Annotated in this window: 9 protein-coding genes; 7 read left to right on the top strand and 2 right to left on the bottom strand. The window is 64.4% G+C overall.

From position 1 onward, the window contains the following. The first annotated feature begins 453 nt into the window (after positions 1-453). Positions 454-1383 (top strand): transaldolase, encoded by a 930-nt coding sequence (gene tal / locus U9J41_RS28905; protein WP_322405644.1) that lies wholly within the window; start codon positions 454-456, stop codon positions 1381-1383. Between the two features lie 88 nt (positions 1384-1471). Here the strand turns inward: tal and U9J41_RS28910 are convergent, their stop codons facing one another. Then, on the bottom strand, positions 1472-3097 hold the full coding sequence (locus U9J41_RS28910; protein WP_322405646.1) for a methyl-accepting chemotaxis protein: 1626 nt from the start codon (positions 3095-3097) through the stop codon (positions 1472-1474). 388 nt (positions 3098-3485) lie between these two features. Here U9J41_RS28910 and U9J41_RS28915 point away from each other — a divergent pair, with 388 nt between their 5' ends. Next, a complete protein-coding gene (locus U9J41_RS28915; RefSeq protein ID WP_322405648.1) occupies positions 3486-4328 on the top strand; it encodes a TauD/TfdA family dioxygenase in 843 nt (280 codons plus the stop codon). A gap of 1 nt (position 4329) precedes the next feature. Then, complete coding sequence (locus U9J41_RS28920; protein WP_425261300.1) at positions 4330-5757, top strand: MFS transporter; 1428 nt, start codon at positions 4330-4332, stop codon at positions 5755-5757. A 13-nt stretch (positions 5758-5770) separates the two neighbouring features. On the opposite strand, the gene tssK is transcribed toward U9J41_RS28920, so the two are convergent. Further along, positions 5771-7123, bottom strand: coding sequence for a type VI secretion system baseplate subunit TssK (tssK, locus tag U9J41_RS28925; RefSeq protein WP_322405650.1), 1353 nt, complete (start codon positions 7121-7123; stop codon positions 5771-5773). A gap of 169 nt (positions 7124-7292) precedes the next feature. Between tssK and tssE the strand changes: the two genes are divergently transcribed. The 4 genes from tssE to U9J41_RS28945 form a co-directional block, all read left to right on the top strand. After that, entirely contained in the window at positions 7293-7772 is a 480-nt protein-coding gene (gene tssE / locus U9J41_RS28930) for a type VI secretion system baseplate subunit TssE (protein ID WP_322405651.1), read from the top strand. Between the two features lie 10 nt (positions 7773-7782). Further along, positions 7783-9609, top strand: a complete 1827-nt coding sequence (gene tssF / locus U9J41_RS28935) for a type VI secretion system baseplate subunit TssF (protein ID WP_322405652.1) — start codon at positions 7783-7785, stop codon at positions 9607-9609. Beyond that, complete coding sequence (gene tssG, locus U9J41_RS28940) at positions 9573-10640, top strand: type VI secretion system baseplate subunit TssG (RefSeq protein ID WP_322405654.1); 1068 nt, start codon at positions 9573-9575, stop codon at positions 10638-10640. The genes tssF and tssG overlap by 37 nt, the downstream gene beginning before the upstream one ends. 176 nt (positions 10641-10816) lie before the next feature. Continuing rightward, on the top strand, positions 10817-12243 hold a 1427-nt coding region (locus U9J41_RS28945; RefSeq protein WP_322405612.1), incomplete at its 3' end, for a type VI secretion system Vgr family protein.

The raw sequence follows: 12243 nt of genomic DNA on the forward strand, positions 1-12243 counted from the left end.
GATCAGTTCTTCGATGCCAGCCTTCGTATTCGATAACGATTTGGACTTCAACTTGTCGTTCGTACTGTTGAGCAGCATGCAGTCCAGTTTTTTCTTCGAAACGTCTACGCCAAGATAAAACATTACTCTTCCTCGTGTTATTGATTTCCCTAATCCACTCCACACTCGCCTTGTACATGCAGGGTCAGCGCCCTCGGATACCGTCCAGTGTTCAGCAATGGGGTGGGAGAGGTGAAGGGCTTAATCTACACTCGAAGGTCGATGCCTTAAGGGTGGGCACAAGCTGGTCTTCACCTCAGCTGATGGTAGCTAACCATCAACTCTATCAAGATACAAGGGTGGGCACCCCGTGCCCACGCGCCGGCCGGCCTGACGCGAACGTCACGCGCCGCCGCGGGGGCCCGCCCTACATTCCAGATACAATAACCGCCTACTCTTCATTTCGCGCGCATCATGAACCAACTCGCACAGCTCAAGCAGTACACCACCGTCGTGGCCGACACCGGCGACTTCCAGTCGATCAAGGCCTACGCGCCGCAGGACGCGACGACGAACCCGTCGCTGATCCTGAAGGCCGTCCAGAAGCCGGAATACCGTCCGCTGCTGGAAAAGACCATCGCCGACTTCCCGCATGCGTCGACCGAGGAAATCGTCGACCGTCTCCTGATCGCGTTCGGCACCGAGATCCTGAAATTCGTGCCGGGCCGCGTGTCCACCGAAATCGACGCCGCGCTGTCGTTCGACACGCAGGCGACGGTCGCCAAGGGCCGCGAACTGATCGCCCTGTACGAAGCCGCCGGCATCGCCCGCGGGCGCGTGCTGATCAAGATCGCGTCGACGTGGGAAGGCATCCGCGCCGCCGAGATCCTCGAGCAAGAGGGCATCCGCTGCAACCTCACGCTGCTGTTCTCGCTGTGCCAGGCCGTGGCCTGCGCCGAAGCCGGCGTGCAGCTGATCTCGCCGTTCGTCGGCCGCATCTACGACTGGTACAAGAAATCCACCGGCACCGACTACCAGGGCGCGGACGATCCGGGCGTGCAGTCGGTCAAGCGCATTTACCAGTACTACCGCAAGTTCGGCTACAAGACCGAGGTGATGGGCGCGAGCTTCCGCAACACGTCGCAGATCCTGGAACTGGCCGGCTGCGACCTGCTGACCATTTCGCCGGACCTGCTGCAAAAGCTGGCCGATACCGAAGGCACGGTCGAGCGCAAGCTGGTGACGGACGCGAACGCCGACATCGACAAGATCGCACTCGACGAGAAGACGTTCCGCTTCATGCTGAACGAAGACGCGATGGCGACCGAGAAGCTGGCCGAAGGCATCCGTGCGTTCTGCGCCGATTCGGGCAAGCTGAAAAAGATGATCGGCGAGATGCGCTGATCCGCGCGGGCCGGCGGCCGGCGCTCCGGCGCTCCCGCAAACAAAAACGGCAGCCCGCGGGCTGCCGTTTTTCGTGAGAAGGCGTGGATCAGGCGCGCGCCAGCGCCGGCACCCGTCCATGGCCCATGTAGTGCTCCGACTCGCGCGGCGCATCGAACGCGTCGAGGCGGAACACGCTGACCAGCTGGTCCAGCGCGGCCGCCTGCTCCTGCAGGCTCTGGGCCGTATGGGCGGCCTGCTGCACGAGGCCGGCGTTCTGCTGGGTCACCGTGTCCATCTGCGTGATGGCCTGGTTCACCTGTTCGATACCGGCGCTCTGCTCGCGGCTCGCATGGCTGATCTCGGCCATGATCGCATCCATGCGCTCGACGCTTTTCAGCACCTCGTTCATGGTCGTCCCGGCTTCGCTGACGAGCAGGTTGCCCGCCTCGACCTGCTGCACGGAGCTGCCGATCAATTCCTTGATCTCCTTCGCGGCCGCGGCCGAACGCTGGGCCAGGTTGCGCACTTCCGTCGCGACGACGGCGAAACCACGGCCCTGCTCACCGGCGCGCGCCGCTTCCACGGCCGCGTTCAACGCCAGGATATTGGTCTGGAACGCGATGCCGTCGATGACGGCGATGATGTCGACGATTTTCTGGGACGACGAGTGGATCGAGCCCATCGTGTCGACGACGCGCGCCACGGCGGCGCTGCCCTTCTGGGCGATGCCCGCCGCCGTGCTGGCCAGCGCGTTCGCCTGGCCCGCGTGCTCGGCGTTCTGCTTCACGGTCGACGTCAGCTCTTCCATCGACGCGGCCGTCTCTTCCAGCGAACTGGCCTGCTGCTCGGTGCGCGACGACAGGTCGAGATTGCCGCCGGCGATCTCGTCGGAGGCCTGGGAAATGGTCGCCGTCGCGCCGCGCACGTCGCCGACGATCTTCGCCAGGTTGTCGCGCATGGATTTCATCGCGTACAACAGGCTGGCCTGGTCGCCGACACGGGTCTCGACCCGCACCGACAGGTCGCCGGCGGCGATGCGCGTGACGATCTCGGTGGCGTAATCCGGCTCGCCACCCAGGCGGCGCATCAGCCAGCCGGTGATGAACACGGCACCGGCCGCGCCCAGCACGACGCTGCCGAGCACCAGCGACAGGATCCACACGCGCGACGCCGTGTAGCGCGCATTGCCCTCGACCGCCGCCGCGCGGCCGCCTTCCGTGTACATGTCGACGATCTTGTCGACGTGGCCGCGCAGCGCGACGATGAGCTTGTTCGACTCGCCGCGGATCAGCTTCTTGGCCAGCGCGTCGTCGCCGGCGCGCGCCGCCGCACGGATCTTGCCGTCCTCGATCATGTAGCGGTCCCACATCTCGAGCAGTTGCGTATACATCTGCTTTTCTTCGGCCGATTCCTGCAGTTTCACATAGTCGTCCTGCATCTTGTGCAGATCGACCAGGTCTTTTGCGATGACCTTGTCGTATTTATCCATTTCCGACTGTTCGTTGGAAATGATGTATTGCAATTCGCGGGTGCGAATACGGGCGAGCTGCGATTTGATGTCTTCGATGACACGGATGCTTGGCATCCAGTGTGATGACAATTTCATCGAGATGTCATTCACTTGTGTTAGCTGCCAGATCGCGACAGCACCGACGAGTGCAGTCAGCGCCAGCACGGCGGCAAATGCAATTCCCAATTTCGTAGCAAGACGCAGGCTTGATAAATATCTCATGGTGACCGTTTGAAATGTTGACCTTCATGTTACAATGTTTCCACACATCAACCATGATAACCGACGCGAGATGTCTACACATCCTCCTTTTCCATTCTTGTCGAGTTTTTGCGACAGTCCGATCGTTACTTATATTTTTGAAATAAAGTTATTTTAAGACACAAAAACAACGATACGTAGTCCTGATATCTTTTAGAATACGGATCTTTCCTTCGGGCAACTTCTGGAGCTCCTCATGCTTACCTCTATTTCTTATCTTGGCAAGGTTGCATTTGCAAAATTGGCTTTTTCCTGGAACTCGGATCTGGATTCCATTTTTGACATATTGTCGAATCGCTTCGATGGTTTTAATAACAACGGTTTTTATGCGCATCCCGACGAAATCGAATTGCGCAAGGAATTGGCCCGGGTCCCGACCCTGGCCCATCTGACGGAAGGCGTCCGCGGCCTGAATGCGCACGGCGTCGTGCTGTACGACCTGGGACTGGCGCATTTGCCGGAAGAGCGCCGCAATGCCGCCCTGTATGCCATCACGCTGATGCTCGGCTACCCGACCTCGACGGACCAGCGCACGGGCCGCGTGGCCTGGGACGTCCGCGCCCGCCCGCTCGAAGAAATCGACGGCCGCTTCACCACGTTTTCCGAGCGCATCGGCAGCGCCGACATGCACACCGATTCGTCGTTCTACCCGATGCCCGAAGAACAGTTCATCCTGTACGTGGTAAACGCAGCACGCTGCGACGGCGGCCACTCGCTGCTGGTCGACGGCGAAGACATTTACCTGGCACTGCAGAAGACCGAGGAAGGCCGCAAGGCGTTCGACCTGCTCAGCACGACGCCGGTGCCGTTCCGCGTTCCGGCCATCTACGCGGCCGGCGACAACAACGTCGAGGTGAACGTGGCGCTGGTGTTCGGGCCGGCCACGCGTCCCGGCACGCGCTTCACCATGCGCTGGCGCTACGACTCCATCATGAAGGGCCTCGCCGCCCGCCCCGACCTGGAAACGCCCGAGCTGCGCGCCGCGCTGGCGCTGATGAACGACGTGGCCGAGCACCAGGCCGTGCGCTTCAAGGACCAGCTGCCGACCGACACCCTGATGTTGGCCGACAACCACAACATGCTGCACGGCCGCACGACCTACACGGACGAGCGCCGCCACCTGATCCGCATCCGCATCTCGGATGTGCCGAACGCCGAGCGCGTCGGCCCGTCGGGCGTCGTCAGGGATTGAGATGAGCGAGACTGTACTTGTCCGCGGAGCCGCCCCCGGCGTGACGCCGCAACCCGCCGCACTCCCGGCCGACGGCCTGCCGCCGGCGCGCCGCCGCTGGGCGATGGCGGCATTGATGACGGGCGTGTCGATGGCATCGCTCGACACGGCGATCGCCAACACGGCCCTGCCCGAACTGGCCCGCCAGCTGCACGCCGGCGCCGCCGCCTCCGTGTGGATCGTGAACATTTATCAGCTGGCGATGGTCGCCACCCTGCTGCCGTTCGCGGCGCTGGGCGAACGCATCGGCTACCGGCGCGTCGCGACGTGCGGCCTGGCGCTGTTCACGCTGGCGTCGCTGTTCTGCGCGCTGGCGACGAGCCTGCCGCTGCTCGTGGCCGCGCGCCTGCTGCAGGGTCTCGGCGCGAGCGCCCTGATGGGCGTGACCACGGCCATGATGCGCGCCATCTATCCGGCGCGCCAGCAGGGCCAGGGCTTCGGCCTGAACGCCCTCGTCGTGGCGGTGGCGTTCGCCGTCGGGCCCACGATCGCCTCGATGATCCTGGCGTTCGCCTCGTGGCCGTGGCTGTTCGCCATCAACGTCCCGATCGGCACCGCCGCCTTCGTGCTCGCCCGCCGGGTCCTGCCCGACAACGCGCCGGGTTCGCACGGTGCCACGCACGGCTTCGACGCCGGCGCGGCACTATGCAATGCCGGCGCGTTCGGCCTGTTGATCCTGCTGCTGGGCGACGCGGCCCACGGCGCGCCGCCCGTCCGCCTCGGCCTGGAAGCCGCCGGCACGTTCGCGTGCTTCGCGCTGCTGCTGCGGCGCCAGCGCGGCCACGCGGCGCCGATCCTGCCCACCGACCTGCTGGCGCGGCCGCTGTTCGCACTGTCCGCGCTGACGGCCGTGTGCACGTTCGCCGTCCAGAGCCTGGCCTTCGTCGCCCTGCCCTTCCACTTCGAGCAGGTGCTCGGCCGTTCGCCCGTGGAGACGGGCTTCCTGCTGACGCCCTGGCCCGTCCTGGTCGGCATCATGGGACCGATCTCGGGCCGCCTGTCCGACCGCTACCCGTCCGGCCTGATGGCCGGGATCGGCCTGCTCGTGCTGTGCGCCGGCATGCTGGCGCTGCTGTGGATGCCGGACGCGCCGGGCACGATCGACATCGCGTGGCGCATGGCCGTCTGCGGCGCCGGGTTCGGCCTGTTCCAGGCGCCGAACATGAAAGCGATCATGGGCAGCGCGCCGCGCGAACGGGCCGGCGGCGCGAGTGGCATCGTCGCCACGGCGCGCCTGACGGGCCAGGCCAGCGGCGCCGCGCTGGTGGCCGGCTGCCTCGTCCTGTCGGAGCACCACGGCACCAGCTACGCCCTCGCGGCGGCCGCCGCCATCGCCTTGCTGGGCGCGGCCATCAGCTTCGCGCGCCTGCACAAGCGCATGCGCGGGTGACGAGGCACCGGGATTACTGCGTGAACGCGATCAATTCGATGTTCAGTTCACGCATCCCGGCCGGGGCATAGATCGCGATCGCTTCCGCTTTCAGCGCATTTTCGTAGAGCCCGTTCTTGGTCGACACCGAGAAGTAATAGGTATCGGGACGCACCGGCACCGCCGCCGGCACCTGCGGCATGTGCGTCAACGCGATGCCGGGCAATGCCGACGCCACGATCCGCTCGATGTCGTCGGGCGATCCGACCTTGAACCTGACCGGCACGGCCGCCACCAGTTCGAGCGCCGGCATGTCCGCGCTCACGGCGAGGCAGAGCTGCGTTTCCGGGGTCAGCTTCGACGCATCCAGGGTGCCCCGGTAGTGCGTGCGCCGATTGTCCTCGGCGACGAGCGGAATGATGAAGTACCTGGCCGAGATGACGGTATCCACCAGGTCGCGAATCACGGCATCGAGCTGTGCGAACGTGACGCCCGGATCGGCGTGGACATAGGCCGGCAGGTCCACCGTCGCGTACCGGTCCGAAAACGTCATCAATCCGCCCGCGAGCGCTAGCAGCTTCTCGTACAGGGCCTCGGGATGCTGCACCCGCGACCGCGCGCAATGTTGCAGGGACGCGTTCGCGGTGCTGATGATGTTCAACATCCACCACGAGGTGATATCGCCCGCATGCACCTCGAAGGTGGCCGCATTCGTCTTCCGGTGCGCGTTGTGGAGGGACACGATCTTGGCCGTCAGTGCGCTCATCAAACCGTCGAGCAGTTGCTGGAGCGGGCGGGCGGCGCCGATCGCCACGCACGGCGGGACAAACGCCGGATCGACCTCGAAGCCGCCGCGCGGATCGCGATGGATGCGCAGCACGGGAAAACTGACGTGTCCATCCCGAGGGTCGGCGTGCGTCAGAAGCCGGACGCGCTTCTTCAGGAACGGCACGTCGATCGGCACCGCGTCGCTGAACAGGTCGGAAGTCTCGGACTCGGCCAATACGTAACGGCCGCCCTCTTCCGCGTTGGCGCCGTGCGGCCGGATGGTCGGGAGCGCGGCGTAGATCGTGAAGGTGTTGGTTTCCTGGGGCAGCTGGGTCAGGTCGACAGGGACCGGCAACAGGTCCGTCGCAGGTGCCTCGTAGACTTCCCCATCCTGGAAAATCAGCGACATGGCCTGCGCTTCGAGCAGGTGGTGCCCGAGCCCATCCATATTCCATTGCAGCAGACGGACACCCCAGAAGTTCGGATTGAGCGCCGACGCCATCCTGAGCAGGCGTGTCTCGTGGTACAGGTCCTGTCGTTGGAAATGCTGGGGGCCCAGCGTCAGCCCTTCGGACCACAAGATCTTCGCTCCCAAGCTCATCGCATCCTCCTCGTTCAACGTTCATTCCAGAAAGCATGGCGGGCATTGCGCGGAGATTGTTGATCTGGCGCATCAACCTCGACCGCCGTGCTCCTCGCCGGGTCTGTTGACAGGACGCAATTTTGTTTTCGACCAGACGGCAATAATGACGCTTCCTCCGCTTCGAGACGGCTTGAAAGGAAACAGTATGCAGAGTTTCACGCCGGGATTGTTCGACCGTTTGGACGCCGACGACGATGCCCCTCGCCGCGAATCCCGCGCGCCCGCCCGGAAGGGCGACGCGTGGAAGGAAAGCATTACCCGCGACCTGGAAGCGCTCCTCAATACCCGGTCCGCCGTGCTCCCCGAGATGCTGGCCAGCTATCCCGCGGTCAGCGGATCGGTCGCGAATTATGGCTTGATCGATTTCGCCGGCATGTGCATGACGAGCGACACGGACCAGAAACGCATCTGCACCGCGGTCCGCCAGGCGATCGAACGGCACGAACCGAGGCTGTACAAGGTGACGGCGACGTTGCAGCCCAGGAAAGGCGCCATCAACCGGGTCGACTTCGTGATCACCGCCGAACTCAAGAACGCGCCGGTGGCCGATCCGATGCAGTTCAACGCCGTGTTCCAGCCGTCGCTCCAGCGCTATTCGATCCAGAGCGTACGCAGCGCTCCTTAGACACGACACCATGGACGAACTGTTTGCCCAATACGAACGCGAGCTCGTCACCATGCGGCAGCTTTGCCGTGAATATGCCGAGCGCTATCCGAAGGTCGCGGCCAAGCTGCAGCTCGGCGGCGAGGCTTGCGACGATCCCCATGTCGAACGGCTGATCCAGTCCGTCGCCCTGCTGTGCGCCCGGGTGTCGAAGCGGCTGGACGACTCCTATCCGCAATTCACGGAGGCGCTGCTCGATCTCCTGTTTCCGCACTATCTCAGGCCGTTCCCGTCGTGCGCGATCGTGCGCTTCCTCCCGGCCGCCCAGGACGCCGACCCGGGCACCGCGGCATTCCCGCGCGGGACGCTGCTCGAGTCCGCGCCCGTCCGCGACGTGCACTGCAAATTCCAGACCGCCTATGAGGTCGCGCCGTCTCCGGCCGCCATTACGTCCGCCTGGTTCGATGCGGTGATCCACGCGCCGTCGTCGACCCGGCTCGCGCCGGGCGTGGCGGCGGCCATCGGTATCGAATTCACGTCCCCCGTGTCCACCAGCACGTCGGCACCCTTGCGGATTTATCTCGACGGCGACGCATCGTTCCGCGCGGCGTTGCGCGATGCGCTGTTCATGCGCACGGTATCGGCCTACGTCCAGGCAGGCGCGGATGGTGCATGGGTACCGCTCGCCGCGATACCGATCGCCGCGGTCGGCTTCACCGACGACGACGCCTTGATCCCGTTCGATGCCCGCTCGCACCGCGCCTACCGGATTCTTGCGGAGTATTTCGCCTTTCCGGAGAAATTCAACTTCGTCGACATCGACCTGGCCGCCCTCCGCGCCCGGCTTCCACCGGATTGCACGCGCTTCACGCTGCACCTGGCGCTGGCGGGCGTACCGCCGGGCTCGGACCAGGCCAGGATGCTCGCCGGCCTGTCGGTACACAGCCTGCTCACCGGCTGCACCCCTGTCGTCAACCTGTTCAGTCAACCGGCAGTCCCGATCCGGTACGACCAACGGACCGCCGAATACAGCGTGCTTGCGCATTCCGCCCATGCGGCGGGGTACGAAGTGTATTCGGTCGACCGGGTCCACATGGTGCGGCAGGCGGGCAAGAACATCGCGCCGATCGAGTTTCGCCCCTTCTATGCGCTCCGGCACGGTGAAAGCGATGCGCACAAGGGGCGCTACTGGATAGTGCGCCATGACGATACGCTGGCAGTCACGAGCCCCGGCCACGAAAAAGTCATCTCGCTCGTCGATACCGGCGGCGAGCCGCTCGCGGTCGAGCAGACGACGCTGTCGATCGACCTCACCTGCACCAACCGCGACTTGCCCTCCCTGTTGAAATGCGGGTCGGCCGACGGCGACCTGTCCATTCCCGGCACGACGCAGGGCGTGCGGATAGGTTTTCTGCGCCGGCCCACGCGTCCCCATCGCCTGGCGAATGGCCAGGGCATCCACTGGCGCCTCATCTCGCACCTGACGCTCAACCATCACTCACTGGCGCAAGAAGGGGCTGACGGCCTGCGCGAGATGCTGGCCTTGTACGACTTCACCGGATCGGCGGTATCGCGGCGGCAGATCGCCGGCGTCGTCGGACTCGAACATGCCGAGGCGACCGCGTGGATCAGGCACAAGCGCGGGTCGTCGCTCGCGCACGGGACCGAAGTCCGCCTGACGATCGACGAAGAAGCTTTCGTCGGCGCCGGCTTGCACCTGTTCGTGCAGGTCATCGACCAGTTCTTTGCGCTATACGTTCAGATGAACAGCTTTATCGAGCTGGTGATCCTGTCGCATCAAACCGGGGAGGAACTGTGCCGATGCAAACCGCGAAGCGGCAGCATGCCCCTGTCATGATCGAGCGCCTGCTCGCGGCGCCGTACCGCTACCGGTTCGCGCAACTGCTGAACATCCTCGTGCGGATGTTGCGCCAACAGGGCATCCCGTACCGCCAGGCATTCGACGAAGTGCTGCGCTTTCGTAACAGCCTGTCGCTGGCTTTTCCGGCGAGCGAGATCGAAAGCATGCGGGTCGAATCGGCGCAAGCTGCCGGGGCACCTCGCATTCACATCACCCCCGCATTCATCGGACTGCTTGGTGCAAGCGGCACCCTGCCCCTGCACGACACCGAACGCGCGGCCGCCAGGACGGGCCCCGGCACCGACGAAAGCTGGAAGCCGTTCATCGATCTGTTTTCGAATCGCGCCGTCGGCCTGTTCTACGAGGCGTGGGGAAAATACCGTGTCGAACACGGCCTGGATACGCGCGCCCGGGACGATCTGCTGCCGCTGCTGACCGCACTGGGTGGTCTTCGGCCCGCCAGTTTCGGGCCATCCCGGCCCTTCGACTCGATTCCGTCGGAGGTCGCCGCCTTCTACGCTGGATTGCTCCGGACGCGCCCGATCGCCGCCTCGACCGTGGAACGCGTGCTGGGCGACTACTTCGGCGTTCCTGTGCGTCTCGAAGAATTCGTCGGCGCCTGGGATCCGCTGCCGGCGACGATCCGCAGCACGCTTGGCGTCACCGATCCCACCCTCGGCTTCGGCGCCGCCCTGGGTACGCGCACGTGGCGCAACGACTTGCGTGTCCGCCTCCATATCGGCCCGCTGGATGAGGAAACGGCGACGGCCTTCCTGCCGCATGGCCGGTCTCACGCGGCATTGAAGGACATGGTCAGCCTGTTTGCCGTGCCCGCCATCCAGTATGAAGTCAGGCTCTTGCTGGACAAGCCGTGCCTCAAGCCACTGACCTTGAGGACCAAAGGGCAGGATCGGAAACGCCTGGGCTGGAATTCCTTCCTGACGGGCACGGAAGGCAAGGCAAGCCGGCCGGATATCCGCTCCGTTCTCCGGCTGGCGACGGGCGTGGCACCGGCGGCCCGGCTGTAATTGGTTTAGTACGCCCCACCGGTCCGTATCCGGAACCATCAAGCTGGGCAAATCGGCGTTTGCTACCGCATTCACTCTCCCGGATGCGTTCTTGCTGCTGATCAAGGTTACTCGCCGTCCTGTTGAGTACCTTTACCGACGGAAATCAGATACCTAAAAACGCTCGGAGGCAACACATGGATGGAAACCAAGCGATCGCGGCGGGCGCTGCGCTGTCGGCGTTCAGTCACAATGCCCAGCACGACCGCCTGATGCGCCTGGACTTCCCCCTCGATGATGGACCGGAAGCGATCCTTCTGCCGAACCGGATGACCGCGCGCGAAGAAGTCTCACGCTGCTTTCGCGTCGAAGCCGAACTCCTGTCGGACGACGCCCGAATTCCCCTGAAGGCGATGATGGCCAGGATGGTGACGATTTCCGTCGTGCGCGAAGACGGCTCTCTGCGTTACTTCAACGGCTACGTCACCGAATTCCGCTTCGTGCGCGCCGACGGCGGTTTCGCGTTCTACCGCATGGTGCTGGAACCGTGGCTGGCATTCACCAGGCTGCGCAAGGACAACGTATCGTTCCACGGCAAGAGCGTCATCGAACTGACCGAACTTACCTTCGCCCATTACCGCCAGGCCGACTGGCGGACGCACATCATCGACGACGATCCGCGGCTGACCTGTGCGAACCAGTACGACGAGACCGACTACAACCATTTGCATCGCCGCTGGGAGGCACTTGGGCTGATGTATTGGTACGAGCACCGGGCCGATGGACACACGCTCTGGCTCACCGATAGAAGCACGCTCGTGCAACCGATCGATCCGACCGGGAGCGACGATTCCGCCGCAATTCCGTTCCGCGACAAGGCCGGCTCGCTCGAAGACGATGGCATCCGCGAATGGAGCCCCGTGCGCCGCATCGGTTCCGGCCAGACGACCCTGGCCAGCTTCGACTACAAGAACCCGATTGTGCAGCGTTCGACCGCCGAATCCCTCAACAACCAGGGCGACGTCTATCCATACGAGGTCTACGAAAACACTGGGTCGTACGGTTTTCGCACCCACGACGACGGCGAAAAGCTCGCCTACCGGCGCATGGGCGAGCGCGACGCGAACACCCAATATTTCGAAGCGCGCGGCAACGATCGGACCGCCCAGCCGGGCCGGTTCTTCAAGCTCGGCGGCCACTTCAGCGCCGAGCTGCAGGCCGCCAGGTGGGACGAGGCGCCGCACCCCAGCATCGCCGACCGGGACTACCTGATCCTGTCCGTCGACCACGAGGCCAGCAACAACTACCAGGCCGGACCGGGCGCGCCGTCGAACTACGAGAACACGTTCCGCTGCGTGCGCAAAGATATTCAGTGGCGCCCGGGCCGCAACTACAACAGCCAGCCCTGCACCTATCCCGGCATCCAGACAGCCATCGTCGTCGGACCTGACGGGGCCGAGATCCACACCGATGGCTACGGGCGCGTCAGGGTCCAGTTCCACTGGGATAGGCTGGGCAATTACGACGAGAACAGTTCTCCTTGGCTTCGCATCATGTCGCCCGGCGCGGGCAGTCGGTTCGGAAATATTCGCCTACCGCGGGTCGGCGAGGAAGTGGCGGTGGT

The organism is Massilia luteola (assembly GCF_034420155.1).
Taxonomy (GTDB): Bacteria; Pseudomonadota; Gammaproteobacteria; order Burkholderiales; family Burkholderiaceae_D; genus Telluria; species Telluria luteola.

Coding starts and splice junctions, on each gene's coding strand:
- tssE (WP_322405651.1), top strand. CDS start 7,293: ATGCAGAGTTTCACGCCGGGATTGTTCGACCGTTTGGACGCCGACGAC.
- tssF (WP_322405652.1), top strand. CDS start 7,783: ATGGACGAACTGTTTGCCCAATACGAACGCGAGCTCGTCACCATGCGG.
- U9J41_RS28910 (WP_322405646.1), bottom strand. CDS start 3,097: ATGAGATATTTATCAAGCCTGCGTCTTGCTACGAAATTGGGAATTGCA.
- U9J41_RS28920 (WP_425261300.1), top strand. CDS start 4,330: ATGAGCGAGACTGTACTTGTCCGCGGAGCCGCCCCCGGCGTGACGCCG.
- tal (WP_322405644.1), top strand. CDS start 454: ATGAACCAACTCGCACAGCTCAAGCAGTACACCACCGTCGTGGCCGAC.
- tssG (WP_322405654.1), top strand. CDS start 9,573: ATGCAAACCGCGAAGCGGCAGCATGCCCCTGTCATGATCGAGCGCCTG.